Annotated in this window: 16 protein-coding genes; 10 read left to right on the plus strand and 6 right to left on the minus strand. The window is 41.1% G+C overall.

Annotated features, from left to right (window positions below; all coding sequences use genetic code 11):
• Positions 1 to 54 precede the first annotated feature (54 nt).
• The 6 genes from fabF to ODZ84_RS15180 all read right to left on the minus strand — a co-directional run bounded on the left by fabF (position 55) and on the right by ODZ84_RS15180 (position 5,264).
• Positions 55 to 1,296 (minus strand): beta-ketoacyl-ACP synthase II, encoded by a 1,242-nt coding sequence (fabF, locus tag ODZ84_RS15155; protein ID WP_266173248.1) that lies wholly within the window; start codon positions 1,294 to 1,296, stop codon positions 55 to 57.
• 2 nt (positions 1,297 to 1,298) lie between these two features.
• Complete coding sequence (locus ODZ84_RS15160) at positions 1,299 to 1,724, minus strand: PaaI family thioesterase (RefSeq protein ID WP_266173249.1); 426 nt, start codon at positions 1,722 to 1,724, stop codon at positions 1,299 to 1,301.
• Positions 1,725 to 1,732: 8 nt separating this feature from the next.
• On the minus strand, positions 1,733 to 3,001 hold the full coding sequence (locus tag ODZ84_RS15165; RefSeq protein WP_266173250.1) for an acetyl-CoA C-acetyltransferase: 1,269 nt from the start codon (positions 2,999 to 3,001) through the stop codon (positions 1,733 to 1,735).
• A gap of 10 nt (positions 3,002 to 3,011) precedes the next feature.
• The gene (locus ODZ84_RS15170; protein ID WP_266173251.1) at positions 3,012 to 3,614 is read right to left on the minus strand and encodes a TetR/AcrR family transcriptional regulator; all 603 of its coding nucleotides are present in this window, start codon (positions 3,612 to 3,614) and stop codon (positions 3,012 to 3,014) included.
• A gap of 271 nt (positions 3,615 to 3,885) precedes the next feature.
• Positions 3,886 to 4,308: an OsmC family protein gene (locus ODZ84_RS15175; RefSeq protein WP_266173252.1), complete on the minus strand. Its 423-nt coding sequence runs from the start codon at positions 4,306 to 4,308 to the stop codon at positions 3,886 to 3,888.
• An 89-nt stretch (positions 4,309 to 4,397) separates the two neighbouring features.
• Positions 4,398 to 5,264 (minus strand): helix-turn-helix domain-containing protein, encoded by an 867-nt coding sequence (locus ODZ84_RS15180; protein WP_266173253.1) that lies wholly within the window; start codon positions 5,262 to 5,264, stop codon positions 4,398 to 4,400.
• Between the two features lie 241 nt (positions 5,265 to 5,505).
• Here ODZ84_RS15180 and ODZ84_RS15185 point away from each other — a divergent pair, with 241 nt between their 5' ends.
• The 10 genes from ODZ84_RS15185 to ODZ84_RS15230 all read left to right on the plus strand — a co-directional run bounded on the left by ODZ84_RS15185 (position 5,506) and on the right by ODZ84_RS15230 (position 20,000).
• On the plus strand, positions 5,506 to 6,384 hold the full coding sequence (locus tag ODZ84_RS15185; protein WP_266173254.1) for an AraC family transcriptional regulator: 879 nt from the start codon (positions 5,506 to 5,508) through the stop codon (positions 6,382 to 6,384).
• A gap of 391 nt (positions 6,385 to 6,775) precedes the next feature.
• Positions 6,776 to 7,936 carry a TonB-dependent receptor plug domain-containing protein gene (locus ODZ84_RS15190; RefSeq protein WP_266173255.1) on the plus strand — a complete coding sequence of 387 codons (1,161 nt, stop codon included), beginning with the start codon at positions 6,776 to 6,778 and terminating at the stop codon, positions 7,934 to 7,936.
• Positions 7,933 to 9,717 (plus strand): SusC/RagA family TonB-linked outer membrane protein, encoded by a 1,785-nt coding sequence (locus ODZ84_RS15195; protein ID WP_266173256.1) that lies wholly within the window; start codon positions 7,933 to 7,935, stop codon positions 9,715 to 9,717. Before ODZ84_RS15190 ends, ODZ84_RS15195 begins: the two co-directional genes overlap by 4 nt.
• An 11-nt stretch (positions 9,718 to 9,728) precedes the next feature.
• On the plus strand, positions 9,729 to 11,354 hold the full coding sequence (locus ODZ84_RS15200) for a SusD/RagB family nutrient-binding outer membrane lipoprotein (protein ID WP_266173258.1): 1,626 nt from the start codon (positions 9,729 to 9,731) through the stop codon (positions 11,352 to 11,354).
• 178 nt (positions 11,355 to 11,532) lie between these two features.
• Complete coding sequence (locus tag ODZ84_RS15205; RefSeq protein WP_266173259.1) at positions 11,533 to 12,168, plus strand: MFS transporter; 636 nt, start codon at positions 11,533 to 11,535, stop codon at positions 12,166 to 12,168.
• Between the two features lie 5 nt (positions 12,169 to 12,173).
• Positions 12,174 to 12,818 carry an MFS transporter gene (locus ODZ84_RS15210; protein ID WP_323136936.1) on the plus strand — a complete coding sequence of 215 codons (645 nt, stop codon included), beginning with the start codon at positions 12,174 to 12,176 and terminating at the stop codon, positions 12,816 to 12,818.
• Between the two features lie 37 nt (positions 12,819 to 12,855).
• Positions 12,856 to 13,827, plus strand: a complete 972-nt coding sequence (locus ODZ84_RS15215; RefSeq protein ID WP_266173261.1) for a glycoside hydrolase family 130 protein — start codon at positions 12,856 to 12,858, stop codon at positions 13,825 to 13,827.
• A 123-nt stretch (positions 13,828 to 13,950) separates the two neighbouring features.
• Complete coding sequence (locus tag ODZ84_RS15220) at positions 13,951 to 16,182, plus strand: GH92 family glycosyl hydrolase (protein WP_266173263.1); 2,232 nt, start codon at positions 13,951 to 13,953, stop codon at positions 16,180 to 16,182.
• Positions 16,183 to 16,211: 29 nt separating this feature from the next.
• Positions 16,212 to 17,639 carry a glycoside hydrolase family 125 protein gene (locus tag ODZ84_RS15225; protein WP_266173265.1) on the plus strand — a complete coding sequence of 476 codons (1,428 nt, stop codon included), beginning with the start codon at positions 16,212 to 16,214 and terminating at the stop codon, positions 17,637 to 17,639.
• Positions 17,640 to 17,675: 36 nt separating this feature from the next.
• Positions 17,676 to 20,000: a glucosamine-6-phosphate isomerase gene (locus ODZ84_RS15230; protein ID WP_266173266.1), complete on the plus strand. Its 2,325-nt coding sequence runs from the start codon at positions 17,676 to 17,678 to the stop codon at positions 19,998 to 20,000.
• The last annotated feature ends 32 nt before the right edge of the window (positions 20,001 to 20,032 follow it).

A 20,032-nucleotide genomic window follows, 5' to 3' on the forward strand; every position in this document is an offset into this window, starting at 1 on the left:
TACTTAAAAAGATAAACCTCCGGCATCTGCCACTATGTTGAGATCCACTGAAAATTAAGAAAACTTTTTAAAAATCAAAGTGGCATTATGCCCTCCGAATCCAAATGCATTGCTTAGAGCATACGTAATATCTTTTTCCTTCGCTTCACCAAAGACAATATTGATATCCTTCGGAATGTTTTCATCTATCTTATGAAGATTAATGGTTGGAGGAATAATTCCGTTTTCGATCGTTTTAATCGAAAGAATAGCTTCTGCTGCTCCTGCCGCACCCAATAAATGTCCTGTCATGGATTTTGTGGCACTGATATCTAAGTTTTTGCTTCCTTTAAACAGTTTATTTATGCCGTTAAGCTCCACCAGATCTCCCAGAGGAGTAGAGGTTGCATGGGGATTGATGTAGTCGATATCATCTGTGTTAATCTCTGCTTCTTTTAGAGCCAGCTGCATTGCTTTGATTGCGCCCACACCGTCCGGATGAGGTGCTGTCATGTGATACGCATCAGCGGTCATTGCGGCGCCGACCAGTTCTGCATAGATTTTGGCCCCTCTTGCTTTTGCATGCTCATATTCTTCCAGAATGAGCGCTCCTGCGCCTTCACCCATTACAAAACCATCCCGATCTGCATCATAAGGACGGCTTGCGGTGGCAAAATCGTCATTTCTGGTAGACATTGCTTTCATAATTGAAAAGCCTCCAACGGAAGCGGGAGAAATTGCGGCTTCAGAACCACCACTCACAATTACTTTTGCCTTTCCTAAACGAATATAGTTGAAAGCATCCATTATAGCAGTATTCCCTGTGGCACAGGCAGAAATCGTAGTGTAATTGATGCCCTGCAGTCCGAATTTCATGGAAATCATTCCCGAAGCCATATTCGCAATAAATTTCGGGACGAAAAAAGGATTGAACCTTGGGCTTCCGTCTCCCGCTGCAAAGTTCATGACTTCACTTTCGAAAGTCCACATGCCTCCCTGTCCGGTTCCCCAGATAACGCCGGTGTCAAAAGGATCCATATTTTCCAGCTCCAGCCCGGAATCTTTCAGCGCTTCTGCAGTAGAGTACATGGCATACTGTGAAAAAAGGTCGCTTCTTTTGATCTCGTTGTGGGTTAAATGAACTTTTGGATCAAAACTTTTAACTTCACAAGCGAAGTGTACTTTAAATTTTTCTGTGTCAAAATGCGTGATCTTATGGGCACCACTTACCCCGTTGATACTGTTTTGCCAGAATTCTTCAACATTATTTCCCAAAGGCGTCACTGCGCCAAGACCTGTGATGACAACTCTTTTCATGCTTAATTATTGATTTTGAATAGATTAGAGGTTCCTCTTGCAATTAATCGTGTTTTGTCGGCATTCCATATTTCGCATTGCGCATTGACGAATTGCTTTCCTCTTTTTATAATTTTTGTTTCGGCTACAATATTATCATTTTCTTTGGCAGCTGAAAAATAATCGATGCTGTTATTTATGGTGGTAATAAAAGATTTTTCGTTTAATGAAAACATGGTTGCCCCGATAATATCATCTATAATTGCTGCTGTTACGCCGCCGTGTAAATTTCCGACAGGATTCAGCCACTCCGTTCTTACGGTATATTGAAACGCCAGCTGACCTTCTTCTACAGAAAGAACAGTTGGATTCAGCCATTTCATAAAAGGGGAGGGTGACTGGTCAAATTTTTTCCCGATATATTGTTTTAATTGTACTAATCTATCCATATCTTCTTTTATTTTTCTAAAATCATTGTTATACCCTGTCCGCGGGCGGCACAAATGGAAATAAATCCTTTTCCGCTTCCTTTTTCGTGTAAAATTTTCGCTAATGTTCCGATAATTCTTCCGCCAGTCGCTGCAAAAGGATGTGCTGCTGCCAGGCTTCCGCCTTTTATATTCAGTTTGCTTCTGTCGATTTTCCCCAATGCCTTTTCAAGCCCGAATTGTTTAGCCAGATCATCATCCTCCCAGATTTTTAATGTTGCCAGAACCTGTGCAGCAAAGGCTTCATGAATTTCATAATAGTCAAAATCTTCAAGGTTCATTCCAGCTTTTTTCAACATTCTTTCGGCTGCGAAAACCGGTGCAAGCAATAAGTTTTTTTGATTATCAACATATTCAATCCCTGCAATTTCTGAAAAAGTGATATATGCCAGAATCGGTAAATTATTGGCTTTTGCCCATGTTTCACTCGCCAGTAAAACGGCAGAAGCTCCATCGGTGAATGGTGTCGAATTTCCGGCTGTTAAGGTTCCATTTTGCTTATCGAAAGCTGGTTTTAAAGAAGATAATTTTTCCAGACTGGTATCTCTTCGAAGATTACTGTCTTTATCCAACCCAAAAGCCGGAGTAATCATATCATCAAAAAATCCTTCATCATAAGCCTTTGCCATATTCTGGTGACTTTTAAGAGCCAGCTCATCCTGTTCTTCGCGGGATATCCCGTAATATTTTGCCGTAATTTCGGTATGACCGCCCATGACCAGTCCTGTTTTCGGCTCCTGGCCTTTGTAAGGAACCGGCATCCAGTCTTTCAGCTTCGGGCCTAACAGCTGTTTGATTTTTCCAAAAGCAGATTTTTCTCTACTGGCTTTTAATAAGGCTTTTCTCAATATGGGTGAAGATTCAAAAGGAATGTTGCTCATGGCTTCAACGCCGCATGCAATTCCGCTTTCAATCTGTCCTAAAGCGATTTTGTTTGCTATATAAACTGCTGCTTCAATCCCTGTATCACACGCCTGCTGCAGATCGCATGCCGGAGTTGCAGGATCAAGAGAGGTATTCATCACAGTTTCCCGGATGAGGTTGCTCTCGGAAATGTGTTTAATAGTGGCTCCTCCGGCAACTTCCCCGAGAAGTTTTCCTCTGAGGTTATAGCGGTCGATCAAACCATTCAGAGCAGGAAGCAGTAAGTCCTGATTTCCTTTGTCTGTATAGGCGGTATTCATTCTGGCAAAAGGAATTCTATTATATCCTACAATAGCCACTTTTTTTGTTTCCATATTATAAATTTTATGATGGAATGGTCAATTCATGTTCGATCATCCGGGTAATTCTGTCTAGAGCCTGGTTTAGAAATTTGTCATCTCCTGTTGTTTTGGATAGTAAAATTCCGCCCTCAATCAACATGATAAAAAGAGAAGCATATTCCCCGGCATTCGCTTTCTTATTTAGATCCCCATTTTCCTGGCCTTCAGTGATTACCGAAGAAATTTTTCCGATCCAGTCTTCAAATGATTTATTAACCTCAGTTTTAAGAGCTGGAAAAGAATCGTCGGATTCTGTTGCAGCATTCATCAGCGGGCAACCTCCGTTTAAAAAAACCGAACGCCAGTTTTTTCTGTAAAAATCTACAAACGCAAGAAGTTTGTCTGCCGTAGTTGGAAAATTATTTCCGAAAGACCGCGACACGCTTTTGCTCAATGTTCCTGCATTGTATTTGTAAACTGCTATTGCCAATTCATCTTTATTGGCAAAATTTCCGTAGATGCTTCCCTTGGTCAACTGGGTTGCCTGTCCGATGTCCGATAAGGTCGTAGAAAGATATCCTTTGGTATTAAACAAAGATGCTGTTTTCTCAATGATGAATTGTTTTGTTTTTTCCGCTTTTGACATTATCAAATAATCTGGCACAAATATACAAAAATATACCAATCGGTATATTTTATTTAGCGTGATTAATTCTTTTTTTGATTTATTGAAATGATTAAGGAGGAATTTGAATGGAAGGTAAACAAATTATGATGATCGCTTTCAGGTTTTGGCTAAAGCCCATTTGATGGTCATTCATAAAAAAACGGGCTGAAGCCCGTTCCTATTGATGTTGAATCATTTTATATGAAGTGAATTGATCTTCAACTTCTTAAATAAAATCTTCGTGTTCAGATTATGAATTAACCAAAGTAGCCTCCAAAGTAATCTCAAAATTGAACGCTGCACTTACAGGACATCCCTCTTCTGCTATTTTAGCATATTTTTGAAATTCTTCTTCTGAAATTCCGGGAACTTTTGCGGTTAAAGTCAGTTCAGATTTGATAATTTTTCCAATATTCGGATCCAGAGTAATGACTGATTTCGTAGTTAATTCTTCAGGAGTAAAACCGGCTTGTGACAATTCTGCACTTAGTTTCATCGTAAAGCATCCTGCATGAGCAGCGGCCAGCAATTCTTCCGGGTTTGTGCCCACACCGTCGGCAAAACGGCTGTTAAAAGAATACTGAGTCTGGTTTAATGTAGTACTTTGAGTCGTTAGGTGCCCGTTTCCTTCTTTGATGTTACCGTTCCACACGGCTGTTGCGTTACGTTTCATAATGTTTGTATTTAATTATTTAATGTTGTTTTGTTTTTGATGTTACAAATGTATGGCAGATTTTAATTCAAAGCATTAGATAAAAGGGTTTAAAAATTGTACTTTTTTCCCGGAGAGTAATTTTTTTTAAAATGTACAGGAGTAGTTCCTGTTTTGTGGGTGAAAAGCCGGTTGAAATAGGCGGGGTCATCGTAGCCGAGATCATAGGCAATTTCTTTCACGGTTTTGTCTGTATAAAAAAGAAGTCTTTTGGCTTCGAGTAAAATCCTGTTGATGATCAGCTGGTTTGGGGATTCCAGCTTCAGGCTTTTGAATTTATGGGTTAATGTTTTCGGGGCAATATGGAGAAGTCCGGCATATTCTGCTACGGTATGTTTCTCCCTGAAATGGATTTCCAGATAACGGCTGAAATCTCTGAAGACCTCCAGTTCGTTACCCGGAATTTTTACCTTATCATTGTCAAGATGCTGTTTTTTCCAGTTTCTGGTAGCCCGGATGATGATCTGTTTTACATAGGTCCGTATCATTTCCTCAGCAGAAGAATCTTTCCATTGCAATTCATCCTTTATATGAAGAAATAAATTTTTGATGTCCGAAGTTTCTTTATCATTAAGTTCCACAAAAGGAATCTCAAACACATTATGGAAAAGAAGCCCGTCGCAGGCTACCTCTTTATCATGAATCTGGATGCAGTAGAAATCGCGGTTGTAATACAGCATCATGGATTCTTCTTTGCCTGTTTCTATTTTCAGATGTTGGTTCGTAAGAAAGAACAGCGAATTTACTGAAACTTTATAATGATTAAAATCTACGGTGAGTTCATAGCCTTTTGGAATGAAAAAGATTTTGATATCGGACCTGAATTTAGGTCCGTTAAGAATTTGCAGATCACCCTGGGAGAAGATTTCAAGCCCCAGTTTTTTATAATGATCCTCAAAAATGAGCTGTTCCGGCATACCAGTACTATATTTTTAAGATACAAAAAAGAAAATTTGAACAGTATCCATCAATGAAATACCGTCTTGAAGTCTTTTCTGAATATAACATGTGCTGAATATTATATTTTGGATAAAATTATCCATTTTTATTTACTTTTTTAAATTAGAATAATAAAAATTATATATTAGTTGTTGGTTTTTTATCAATTTTGCAAAATGTACTGTATTGAATTATAATTTTTAATTTCTTCAAAGACTCATGAACAAGTTAGAAAATATTTTGAGAGAAATAACGCCCTTATCTCCTGAAGACAGCTTTCTTGTATTTGACAGGATCAAGGCATCTTTTGATTTTCCATACCATTATCATCCGGAAATCGAGATCAATTTTATCAGCAGAGGAAAAGGATATCGCAGATTAATTGGTGACCACACAGGAGAAATAGGTGATATTGAACTGGTCCTGGTAGGCCCCAATCTTCCGCACTGCTGGGCTAACCATACCTGTAAAAACAAAAAGACCCACGAGATCACCGTGCAGTTCAACCAGGATTTTTTTAACCAGTCGATGATGGATAAAAATATTCTTAAACCGATCAGCAAACTGATGAAAGACTCGATCCGGGGAATTTTATTTTCCGTGGAAACTGCAGAAAAGCTGAAGCATTCTTTCTTCAATCTATCAAAAATGAACAGCTTTGATTCTTTTATTGAGATCATGAGAATTCTTAACGAACTGGCCATCGCTGAAGACAAAACCATCCTGTCTTCATACAGTATCGAGCTTGAAACCTTTGCGGATAATGACAAAATGAAAATTGTGCATGATTTTGTCCATAAAAATTTTGAGAATAAAATAACACTTCATGATGCTGCTTCCCTTGTCAATATGAGCAGTGTTACTTTCAATAGATTTATCAAAAAAAGAACCGGGAAAACCTTTGTGAATTACCTGAACGAAATCCGGATCAGCTATGCCGCAAGATGGTTGATGGAGAAGAATCTGACCGTTTTTGAGACTGCTTTTGAAGCCGGATTTAATAACATCGCAAATTTTAATAAAGTTTTTAAATCGATCAAAAAAACAACACCCACAGAATTTAAAGAACTTTTTAAAGGTGTAAAAAAAATTGAGTAATACAGTCAAAAAGACATTTTAATATTAAGATCCGGACCATATGTCCGGATTTTTTGATAAATATTTAACATGTTTTGATAAAAAATGTCAAAAATATGCCCTATATACATGGCTATTCAAAAGTCTGAAATCAAGGTAAGTTATTGTTAGTCAGATGGTAACCATGAGTCATCAGAAGTACCTGAAAAAATAATATCGTTTTATGATAAAATAGTATTATATCCGACTGGCTACAAAATTTAGATTTGCTAATATGAATTAAATCTTAACAAAACTTTAATTATTTAATGCAAATATTGCAGAAAAATAAAGATAAACCTTGTTTTGAAATCTAAACGATATTTTAAAGTGATGTGATTGATTCTTAAAAAATCTTAATAAAACTAACCTTATGAGAAAAACTGTTATACCGGTTTTATTAGTTACTTCTTTGTCTGCCTATGCACAGGAGACCCAAAAGGCGGATACTGCTAGTACAACCAAAATAGAGGAGGTGGTTGTTACTTCTTTGGGGATAAAAAGGCAGGCACGTTCCTTAACCTATTCTAGCCAGCAGATTGGAGGGGATGAACTTACAGAAGTAAAAACACCCAATCTCCTGAATTCAATTAACGGGAAGGTGTCCAATGTGCAGATCAATAAAACCAACGGTGGAGCCGGTGGATCAGTGAGGGTGGTCATGAGGGGCGATAAATCTACACGAAACAGCCAGCCGTTATATGTAATCGACGGGATACCTATCATCAACAATACCGGTACTCAGGGAACCACCGGACCAAATGTGGATTATTTTGCATCAATGCCTGACACGGGCGATGTACTCAGCACGATAAATCCTGAAGATATTGAGAGTATCAATTTCTTGAAAGGAGCTTCTGCAGCAGCTTTGTATGGTGCGGCAGGAGGAAATGGGGCCGTACTGATCGTTACAAAAACCGGATCAAAAGGAAAAGGACTCCTGTCTTTTACTTCCAGTCTTACTTTTGATAAGGTATATAGCTTACCGAAACTGCAGTACAGCTACCTTCAGACAACTCCTTACAATTCATCCACAGGAACTACGGGATCTCAGGACAGCTGGGGAGAAAAAGGAGCTTCCAAAGATCATGTGAAAGATTTTTTTGATACCGGCATAACCTGGACGAACGGCCTCACGTTCCAGGCAGGAAATGATAAATCTTCGAGTTTCTTTTCTTTTGGAAATACTACCAATAAAGGAGTAATTCCTACCTCAACATTTGACCAGTACAATCTTAATTTCAGAAATACAAGCAAGTTTTTAGAGGACCGATTGGTTTTGGATGCGAATGTAATGGCATCTTTACAGGAATCCAGAAACAGACTTACGCCCGGAAGTTATTTTTCGCCTCTTACTAATATCTACTGGTTTCCGAGGGGAATAAATTTTGACAATTTCAGCGGAGACAACTATACCTATTTTGATCAGACCCGCTACCTTCCGGCGCAAAACTGGTGGGCAATAAAACCGGACGGCAGTTTTAACGGGAAAACTCCCAGAACCCGTATTGGATACTTAATAAAAATGCCGTGAATACAAAAAACAAAACTTTTTACGGATCTGCCGCACTGAGCTATACCATCAATAACTGGCTGGTCGCAAAGGCAAGAGGAAATTACAATTATTTCAATTCGGACAGCCAGCGTAATGTGGCCGTATTCTCCCTTCCGATTGTTCTGGGAGGCAATAACAACGGTAAACTTTATAAGAATACGGTTGAAAGAACTTCATCCTACGGAGACTTCATTTTCGTAGGTAATCCAAAGATCAACGACAATCTGAGCCTTGATTTTACGGTGGGAGGAAGTATTTCCGATTCGAAAACTACAGTGACCAACATAGAAAACAATAAACTCTTTATTGCCAATCTTTTTGCACTGAATAATCTGGACTGGGGAAACAGCTCAGGAGAAGGAACTGTAGGAAACGGACTGAATTATACAATTACCAATTACAACAGAAGGAATCAGTCTGTTTTTGCGAGCGCAAACTTTGGATATAGAAAAATGCTTTATTTGGATCTCACGTTCAGAAATGACTGGTCTTCCACTCTTGCAGGTGCGCCGAACAGGTCGTTTGACTATGAATCCATAGGTGTAAATGTTATCATGAACGAAATCTTCCGGCTTCCGGGCTTTGTTAATTTCTGGAAACTGAGAACCTCATATGCTACAGTAGGAAATGCATTGGATCCAAACTCTACATTGCCTCAGCCCATTTTTAACGGAGGCGTGGTTACAGGATCGTACACCTCATCTCCTGTGGATATCAGCCTTTATCCTGAGCTTGCTGCTCTTTTCCCAAGACCGGAAAAAACGAAGAGTTATGAAGCGGGAACAGAATTTAGATTATTCAATAATAAGTTAAGTTTTGATATCACCTATTACAATACATTAACGACAGACCAATACCTTAAAGGAGTAGATGCTACCGGATATTACACTACAACGATAGGAAAGTGGGATATTAATGCCGGTAAAATTCAGAATACAGGTTTTGAATCCAGCTTATCATATAAAGTGTTTAGTGGTGCTAAATTCGGATGGACTACCACCTTCAATGCTTCAGCCAATAAAAATAGAATTAAAGAAGTGTTTCCTTCAGGATTTTATTCTGATCCTGAAAAATTATTTACCCTTAACGGAGGAGGATTTAACGTCATAAAAAAAGGAGGTTCTTTTGGAGATCTCTATGGAACAGTGTTCTTAAGAGACGCGCAGGGAAGAATTATTGTTGACGAAAACGGTCTGCCATCGAAAGATCCCAATCAGAGACAGTATTTAGGCAACCCGAATCCAAAGTTCATGCTTGGTTTCAGCAATTCGTTTAACATCGGGAAGTTCAATTTAAATTTTCTGATTGACGGTAAATTTGGTGGAAGGGTACTTGGAATGACCCAGGCATTAAATGATAAGTTTGGAGTAAGCCAGACCACTGCTGATGCAAGAGATGCCGGCGGGGTAGTTATTCCTAATGCGGTCTATGCCAACGGGGAGGCTTATACAGCACGTACGGACGCTCACGCCTACTACAATCTTGTAGGAGGTAGTGACGGAATCAATGAGGCCTATATTTACAAAGCAACTACGATAAGGTTAAGACAGGCTTCTGCATCTTATACCTTCAGTGTAAACGCAAAATACTTCAGAGATGTCACGTTAAGTGTAATCGGAACCAACCTTTTCTTCTTTTACAAGAAAGCCCCATTCGATCCCGAGCAGGTATCCGGCGTAAATCCCGGCGGAGTGGGCGTGGATATGTTTGGAATGCCTATTACAAGGTCACTTGGTTTTTCTTTAAAAGCTAACTTTTAAAAACATAGAAAATGAATATCAAAATACTATTCGCAGCAGCTGCTCTGTTTCTTTCCGTAGCAAGCTGCACCGATGACTTTTCAGAAATAGATTCTAAAAGTTCTGAAGGTTTGGGAACAGAACAGCTGAACGCCGATTTTCTGTTGCTTACCAATCCAATGAAACAAATGCAGAGGAATCTCCAAAACCAGACCAACTGGGTCTATCAGCTGCAGACCAATCTTAATGCTGATATGTACAGCGGGTTGTTCAGTACAGCAACACCTTACAATGGGGGAAGGAATAATACTACCTATTTTATGATGGATGGATGGAATGAAAGGATCATGATGAACCAGCTGGAAGATGTGAATCAGCAATATAAAAACTTTAAAACCATTGCTGTAAAAAACTATGCCGGTGTTAATTTTTCGCACTCTTTAGCAGTACTTTCCATATTGAGAATCATGGCGGCCCAAAAAGTATCAGATGCTCACGGTCCCGTTATTTACAGTAAATTTGAATACCCGGATATAACCACAGGAATTACGGATTTTGATTCCCAGCAGGATGCATACCATAATTTTGTCGCTGACCTGGATGTGGCAATAGCTGCGCTTCAGACGAATATTGGAATAGAAGACAACGCAGTCCTTAAAAAATCTGACCTTGTATTCGGAGGAAATTCTGCCAACTGGGCGAAATTAGCGAATTCACTGAAACTGCGTTATGCTTTGCGTATCAGTTATGCAGACGCCGGAAAAGCTAAATTATATGCAGAGCAGGCACTGTCGTCTTCTGCAGGTCTTATCAGCGACAATATGGAAAATGCTTTGGTTAATTACGGAGCGGCTTCTCCTCTGAGTGATATTATTTACTCATGGGGAGACTGTAAAATAGGGGCTCCGTTAATGGCATACATGAACGGTTTTAATGATCCGAGAAGAGCGGCTTATGCCAAGCCTGCCACCGATCCTGCCGTAGCAGGACAGTACATCGGCGTTCGGCAGGGTGTTGACATGGGTGGAAGTAAAGACCGTTACGGAGACTTTTCCCAGCCTATAGCAGCATCTGCAACCGGAGATTACTTTTCTGTGAGCAATGGGAAAAATAAATTATTCACCGCTGCAGAAGCATGGTTTCTGAAATCGGAAGCAGCCATCAGAGGATATGCGGGAGCAGGAGATGCCGGAGTAAACTATAATAAAGGGATCGAAATGTCCTTTGCAGAATGGGGCAAAAGTGCATCCTATGCCGTGTATATCGCAGACGCGACCTCCAAAGAAGCTCCTTATATCGATCCTAAAAATGCATCCAATACCATTGCTGCGGGAAGTCCGTTATTAAGTACCATTACCATCAAATGGAATGATGCCGATACTTTCGAAAGAAAATTAGAAAGAATCATGACTCAGAAATGGATTGCTGTTTATCCCGACGGAGCCGAGGCCTGGGCCGAACAGAGAAGAACCGGATATCCGATAATCTTCAAAAATGTTCTTAATGACAGCCAGGGGACCATCAGTACAGATGCAATGATCAGAAGAATCCCTATCCCAACCAAATATAGAAACAATACCCTCAATTATGCACAGGCTTTACAATATCTCGGAGGCCCGGACACAGGAGGAACAAAGCTATGGTGGGATAAAAAATAATAATTTTAGCAGATCAGTCACAAAAAGTAAAGGGGCCGCCTCAAAAGTTAGATTTAATTTGGTTTTATTATTCCGGCAGAAGAGATCTCATGTTAGTTTTAAGATTCTTCAGTTTAGTTTCGTTCAGTCTGGAATGATGCTTTAGGTGGCCCTCTTTTCTTTAGTATTTTAGTTGAATATGGGAAATAACAGCTCTGAAAGACGTTTGATAAAGCCGATCTTCTGGATATCGACCTTATACTTTGCAATGGGAATCCCCTTTGTAACTATTAATGCAGTCTCCGGGATTATGTACAAAGATATGGGTGTTTCAGATGCTAAGATCACATTCTGGACGGCCCTGATTATGTTTTCCTGGACATTGAAGCCACTTTGGAGCCCGTTTCTGGAGATCTATAAAACAAAAAAATTTTTTGTTGTAGCCACACAGTTTGCCATAGGAATTTTGTTTGCACTTCTTGCGTTAAGCTTGCCGATGCCTGGTTTTTTCAAATACAGCATTGCTCTCTTCGCTGTCGTGGCGTTCTGCGGGGCTACCCATGATATTGCTGCAGACGGAACGTATATCACTTTTCTAACCAATAAAGAGCAGGCAAAATATATAGGATGGCAGGGAGCTTTTTATAATCTGGCCAAGATCATAAGCAGTGGAGTACTGGTTTATTTCGCAGGAGTTTTGGAAAAAACAAAGGGAGTGACTAATGCCTGGATGATCATTATGGGAATGTATGGCCTGTTGTTTTTTGCTCTGGCAGTCTATCATTATACCGTTTTGCCAAAAGAAAAAAAAAGGAAAAGCAGACCGGAAAAGTAGGGAACATCCGTGAGGAGCTGTTGGCAGTAATCACTTCTTTCTTCAGAAAAAAGAATATTATGTGGGCGGTGCTCTTCATTATTCTCTATCGTTTTGCAGAAGGATTTGCAATCAAGATTGCTCCGCTTTTTTTCAAGGCACCCAGAACTTCAGGAGGACTTGGGTTATCCACATCGGATATTGGGCTTATTTATGGGACATATGGTTCTGCCGCATTTATTTTAGGATCTGTGCTGGCTGGCTATTTCATTGCTGCAAGAGGGTTGAAAAGATCGCTGATCTGGCTCTGCACAGCCTTTAATATCCCATTTGTGGTGTACGCGCTGTTAGCCTGGTTTCAGCCTGCAGAACTACTTCCGGTAGGTATTGCAGTGGTCGTCGAATATATTGGCTATGGGTTCGGATTTGTAGGACTTATGCTGTATATCATGCAGCAGATTGCACCTGGCGAGCACAAAACAGCTTATTATGCATTTGCAACCGGTATTATGAACCTCGGGGTCATGATTCCGGGAATGTTCAGCGGAATGATCAGTGATTGGGTAGGGTACAAAATATTTTTTATCTGGGTTCTCATCGCTACCATTCCGGCATTTGTCGTGACGCTGCTTGTTCCGTTTTCATATCCCGAAAAATTAAAAAAACACTAAATCATTCATTAAACATATTAAAAGTAAAAAATACTTTATGACATTTCAACCATCAAAGATCCCCTGGCAGGATCGTCCGGAGGGCAGCCACGATATTATGTGGCGTTACTCTGCAAATCCGATCATCAACCGATACGCGATCCCCACATCCAACAGCATTTTCAACAGTGCGGTGGTTGCTTTTGAGGATGGATTTGCAGGTGTTTTCCGATGTGACAACAAAGCAGTACAGATGAATATTTTTGCAGGTTTCAGTAAGGATGGGATTAATTGGGAGATCAATCATGACCCTATCGATATGAAGGCCGGAAATACACCAATGATAGACTCGGATTATAAATATGATCCCCGGGTCGCCTTTATCGAAGACCGTTACTGGGTTACGTGGTGCAACGGATACCACGGACCCACTATCGGGATCGCCTATACTTTTGATTTTAAAGAATTCTTTCAGTGCGAAAATGCATTTCTTCCCTTCAACAGAAACGGAGTTCTTTTTCCGGAAAAAATAAACGGTAAATATGCCATGCTGAGCAGACCCAGTGATAACGGGCATACGCCTTTCGGAGATATTTACATCAGCTACAGCCCGGATATGGTATACTGGGGCGAGCACAGATGCGTAATGAAAGTGGCACGGTTTGAAGACAGTGCATGGCAGTGTACCAAAATAGGAGCAGGTCCTGTCCCTATAAAAACTGAAGAAGGATGGCTGCTTTTCTATCATGGGGTAATCAATACATGCAGAGGATTCAGATATTCTATGGGTGCAGCCCTGCTTGACCTCGAAGATCCGTCACAAGTACTCTACCGTACAAAACCTTATCTGATGGCTCCTGCAGAACTGTATGAACTTACCGGGGATATTCCGAATGTGGTTTTTCCGTGTGCAGCACTTTCCGAAGGAGACAAAGTAACGGTGTACTATGGAGCGGCAGATACGGTAGTGGCCATAGCTTTCGGATATATTTCAGAAATTATTGATTTTATGAAAAACAATTCCCTTTAAAAGGATAAAAAATTCAGAAAACAGATCAGCAGACCTTATCTTCCCGTTTGCCGAAACCCGCGATGGCTTTTATATTGTTCAATAAACCTTTATCTTGGATTTTTAGATTTCCATACTATGATTATGAAAAATGAACTGCTTATATTTTTACTCCTTACCTTGCTTTCGCCTGTTGGAAATGCCCAACAGCATAATGATATCCTTTCATGGGTTGATCCTTTCATCGGAACCGGTGGGCACGGTCACACATTTCCGGGAGCTACAACACCCTTCGGGATGATCCAGCTCAGTCCGGATCAGAATACCAAAAGCGGCGATTGGGACTGGTGCTCCGGATACCATTACAGCAGCAAAACCATTATGGGCTTCAGTCATAATCACCTTAGCGGCACGGGCTGGGCAGATCTTGGAGATATTCTGGTAATGCCGACAACCGGGAACATAAAGATGCTTCCGGGCTCTGAAGACAAGCCGGAAAGCGGTTACCGTTCTACATTTACCCACGAAAAAGAAACCGCATCGCCCGGATATTATTCCGTGATGCTGGACAGTTATGGAATTAAAGCGGAATTAACAGCCTCTCCACGGGTAGGATTCCACAAATACACTTTTCCAAAGAGTGATGAAGCCAACGTCATTATAGATCCTACAAACAAAATCTTCGGGAATATTTATCATACGCTGGTAAGCATTGAAGGGAATAATAAAGTCAAAGGCTACTGCTACAGCAACGGCTGGGGAGGCAAACGATTCGCTTATTTCGTGATGGAATTTTCAAAGCCTTTTAAATCATACGGAACCTATTCAGAAGGAAAAATTAAAGAAAATGAAAAAATTGCCCTGGCAAAAGATGCAAAAGCCTTCGTAAGGTTTTCTACCCGGGAAAACGAAAGTATTGAAGTTAAAGTTTCCCTGTCTCCCGTAAGTACAGAAGGGGCACAGCAGAACTTTGATGCTGAAGCAACAGACGTAGATTTTGCCAAAGCGAAAGAAACCGCTCAGAAAACATGGAGAGACCTGATCGGCAGATTTCACGTAACAGGAGGAACAGATGACCAGAGAAAAATTTTCTTTACCGCAGTGTATCATACCTTCATTGCCCCAAATCTGTATATGGATACCAACGGAGATTATGTGGCCGCACAGGAAAATATGAACACCCAATGGTTCACCAATTACAGCACTTATTCCTACTGGGACGGCTTCAGGGCAACACATCCGCTGCTTACCATTATGGATCAGAAGCACACGAAAGAATTTGCCAATTCCCTGATCAGCAGGTATACCGACCGTAAAGATCACATGCCGATCTGGGAACTGTGCGGATATGATAATTTCTGTATGCTTGGATATCACAGTGTTTCCGTGATCTGGGATGCTATTTCCAAAGGCGTACCGGGAATTGATCACGAAAAAGCTTTTGCAGCAATGAAAGATGCTTCCTTAACGGATAAAATGAGCAGTAGCGATGGCGGCGGCGGTCTGAATGATTATATTAAATTAGGTTACACCCCATCTGAAAACGGAGCGTCGGTCTCTGCAACACTGGAATACGCGTATGATGACTGGTGCATCCAGCAGCTGGCCGAAAAACTGGGTAAAAAAGACGAAGCAGAAGTTTACAGGCAACGCTCGATGAACTTCCTTAACACATTCAATAAAGAAAATAACCATTTCTGGCCAAGACAGAAAAACGGGGAGTTCCTTGCTGATTTTAAATTAAACGATTGGAAAAAACTACAGCCACACTGGGTTTCCGGAAATATCTGGGCATATGATTTCTTCGTTCCCCACAAGATCGACGAAATGATCAATCTGTACGGAGGAAAGAAAGGTTTTGGTGAAAAGCTGGATAAAACCTTTACGGAAGCCTTAAACATGGAAGGCGAGCAGCATGTGGATATCTCAGGGTTTATCGGATCTTTAGGTTTCGGGGACGAACCCGGACATCACGTGCCTTACCTGTACAACTATGCAGGAAGCCCTTACAAAACCCAGAAAATGGTGAAATTCATCCGCGATAATATGTATGCTGCAAAACCGGACGGAATCGTAAATAACGAAGACTGCGGGCAGATGTCGGCCTGGTATATTTTCTCTTCACTGGGATTTTATCCTGTAACACCGGGAAAGCCGGTATATGCGATCGGAGCACCTCAATTCCCGAAAGTTTCCCTAAAGCTTGAAAACGGAAAAACTTTTACAGTGACTGCAGATAAAATATCCGACAAAAATATCTATGTTCAGAAAATGTTCCTGAACGGGAAAAAATTTAAAAGCTGGGAAATTAACCACAGCGATATTATGAATGGCGGAGAACTTAAATTAATAATGGGAAGCAGGCCAGTAAAATAACATCAAAAAACAACGAAACAAAAAGTATAATGGAAAGGAGAAATTTTATAAAGACAAGTGCACTGGCAGGAGCAGGATTGCTGTTTACTCAAAATGTTCTTGCGAAAACATTGAGCCGCGAGGACTTCCCGGTGGTACGTGTTCCTAAAGCTAATAGACAGTTTACCAGTGAAGCCGTAGAAAGTGCGATTGCCGATTTTAAACAGAAAGTGAAAAATAAAGAACTTGTCTGGTTATTCGAAAACTGTTTCCCCAATACATTAGATACTACCGTTTTTTATAAAGAAATTCACGGAAGACCCGACACCTACGTCATTACAGGAGATATAGATGCCATGTGGCTTCGTGACAGCTCTGCACAGGTCTTCCCTTATCTTAAGTTCTCCGAAAAAGATGAAAAATTACATCAGCTGATCTCAGGAGTGATTCATAAACAGACGGAATTCATCCTGAAAGATCCGTATGCCAACGCTTTTTACAACGATGAGAACAAAATCAGCAAATGGAAAGAATACGATCACACAGACATGAAACCAGGTATTCACGAAAGAAAGTGGGAAATAGATTCATTGTGCTATCCTATCCGTCTCGCCTATCATTTCTGGAAAACAACAGGGGATACGAAACCGTTCGACAATAATTGGTTACAGGGAATTAAACTGACTTTACAGACCTTTGGAGAACAGCAGAGAAAGACTGGCTTAGGACCTTATAAATTCGAGCGTACCACGGCATGGGCTACAGACGGCATTCCAATGGGAGGTTACGGTTATCCGACAAATCCCGTGGGGTTAATCAGCTCAATGTTCCGTCCTAGTGACGACGCTACAATCTACGCTTTCCTGATTCCCTCTAATTTATTTGCAGTGGTAAGCTTACGTCAGGCAGCAGAAATGGTTTCAAAGATCAAAAATGAGCAGGCACTTGCCCAGCAGCTGAACAGTCTGGCCGATGAGGTAGAGGCCGCCATCAAAAAATACGGAATCTACAATCATCCGGAATGCGGAAAAATATACGCTTTTGAAACCAATGGATTTGGAAGTTATAACCTGATGGATGATGCCAACTGCCCGAGCTTGCTCGGATTGCCATACCTGGGCGCTGTGAAAGCCGATGATCCTGTTTACATTAATACCAGAAAATATGTCTGGTCAAAAGACAACCCATTCTTCTTCAAAGGAAAGCTGGCAGAAGGGATCGGCGGACCTCACATCGGTCTCGATATGATCTGGCCCATGAGTATTATCATGAAAGCGCTCACTTCCAATAACAAAAAAGAGATCAAATGGTGCATAGGCACTTTACAGAAAACCCACGGAGGAACCGGATTCATGCACGAATCTTTCCATAAGGACAACGATAAGAAATTCACCAGAGAATGGTTTGCGTGGGCCAACACGCTGTTTGGCGAGCTGCTATGGGAAACCTTTAACAAAAATCCTGACCTGCTGACCTAGCGGCATCGATTGGTATAACATCAAATACTGAACGTAATGGAAAAAAACAAAATTTTTACACCGGTAGAACAGTCATTTTTAAATGAGGTTCCGCGGAACAATAAGGTGAATGTTCCCTATATCGCTGTAGATAACTTTCCGAACTTAGGAATGCTTACAGCGATGAGGTTTCTGGAATGGGTCCATGATAACCCTGCCGGAGTGATCAGTCTTCCCACAGGTAAAACACCGGAATATTTTATTTTCTGGACCCAACACATCCTTGAAAACTGGGAAAACGAAAGCACGGTTGCCCTCAGAAAGAAACACGGATTGCTGTGGGAAGATAAACCGTCCCTGGCAGAACTTCACTTTGTTCAGATCGATGAATTTTACCCTATACAGGCGTCACAGGCGAACAGTTTTTACCATTACGTGAACAAATATTACATCGAAGGTTTCGGGCTGAAGCGGGAAAATGCACTACTGATCAATTCCAACGTAATTCCTTTAGCAGAAGGCAAAAGCTTTGAAGAAGTTTTTCCGGATCATAAAGTAAATCTGGATCTGAGATACCGTGAAGCTCTGAATCCTCTTGAAAAACTGCAGAAAGACTCTATTTTCCTCATTGATAGCTGGTGCTCGGAATACGAATATAAAATCCGCGCATTGGGAGGAATCGGTTTTTTTCTTGGCGGAATAGGTCCTGACGGGCATATTGCATTCAATATCAAAGGTTCCGACCGTTATTCCACCACAAGGCTCACCTCTACCAACTTTGAAACACAGGCCGTAGCAGCAGGAGATCTCGGGGGTATTGAAATCTCAAGGGAGAGGCTCGTGATTACAATTGGTCTGGAGACCATCACCTATAACCAGGATGCAGTAGCCATTATTTTTGCCGCAGGAGAGGCCAAAGCTCCTATGATCAAAAATGCACTTGAGCTGCCGCCGTCCAATCTGTATCCGGCTTCCGTGCTTTGCACCCTGCCGAACGCAAGATTTTATATTACGTTGGGAGCTGCAGGTATGCTGAAAGATTATACAGATGATTACTACCGGTCTGGAAGCTGGTCCCAGGAAAAAACAGATAAAGCAGTGATGTCTTTAACAAGAAAACTAAATAAATATGCAGAGCATCTGACTCCTGATGATCTGAGGGAGGACCCGTATACACACCTGATTCCCGGTCTTGGGGAGCATACCGTTCAATCTGTCATCGATTCCATTACCTGCAAAATCAGAAAAGGAACGGAACGGCTCAGCAGTGAAGTTTTTTATCACACGGGCCCGCATCACGACGATATTTCACTGGGATTGCTGCCCTATATTCATTATCAGTCGCATAATGAGACTAATGTCTCCCATTATTCGGTTCTTACTTCCGGATTTACGGCAGTTACCAATAAATTCTTAATAAGAATCCTTGCGGAAACCCTCTCATTTGTTCAGAAAGAAGAAATTGAGATGCTTCAGTACCCGGACTTTTTCGAGGCAGGATACAAAAATAAAAAAGACAAAGACGTTTATCATTACCTGATCAATATCGCCTCTGAAAATGCTTATGAAAGATCAAGGGCCGTTTCGCACAGGATAGTAAGAAATGTTGTTGAACTCTGGGATCTGAAAAACAGAACGGATCTAGAAGTCAGGATCAGTGCCATTATCACTGCGGTGAATTCAAGCTACGACGGTCAGAATCCGGAACCCAAAATCCAGACTTTGAAAGGGATGATCCGTGAGTACGAAGAAGAGCTGGTCTGGGCCCACTTTGGCGTCAGGACTGAAAATGTTCATCATTTGAGACTGGGATTTTATACCGGAGCAATTTTTACAGAAAAACCCGACCGGGAAAGGGATGTAATTCCCATTCTGAAACAGCTCAGAGATATAAATCCTACGGTCATAAGCCTGGCATTCGATCCCGAAGGCAGCGGACCCGATACTCATTACAAGGTGCTGCAGGCCATAGCTGAAGCCGTAAGAGAATGGGGTAAGGAAAAAGACCTTTCAAAGGTTAGGATATGGGGCTATAGAAATGTCTGGTACCAGTTTGATGCAGCAGAGGTTACCCATATTTTTCCGGTATCGCTGAATGCGATGAGTACGATGGATGTAAGCTTTACCAACAGCTATATGAGCCAGGTGGAGGCATCCTTCCCAAGCTACCGCTACGATGGAAAATTCAGTCATCTTTCCATTCAGACGTGGGTAGAGCAGCTGGAGGACGTACAGCTGGTCTTAGGAAAACCTTACTTTTATGACAATGAAAGCCCGCGCCTTAGGGCCGCACACGGCCTTCTTTTCTTCAGCGAAATGGACGCGGAAGAATTTCTAAAGTCTGCCAGGGAGCTGGAGAAGTCTACCGAAGGAGCATTTTAGCCTGAATTTATTGCCAATTAAATTTCAATAAT

The organism is Chryseobacterium fluminis (genome assembly GCF_026314945.1).
Taxonomy (GTDB): domain Bacteria; phylum Bacteroidota; class Bacteroidia; order Flavobacteriales; family Weeksellaceae; genus Chryseobacterium; species Chryseobacterium fluminis.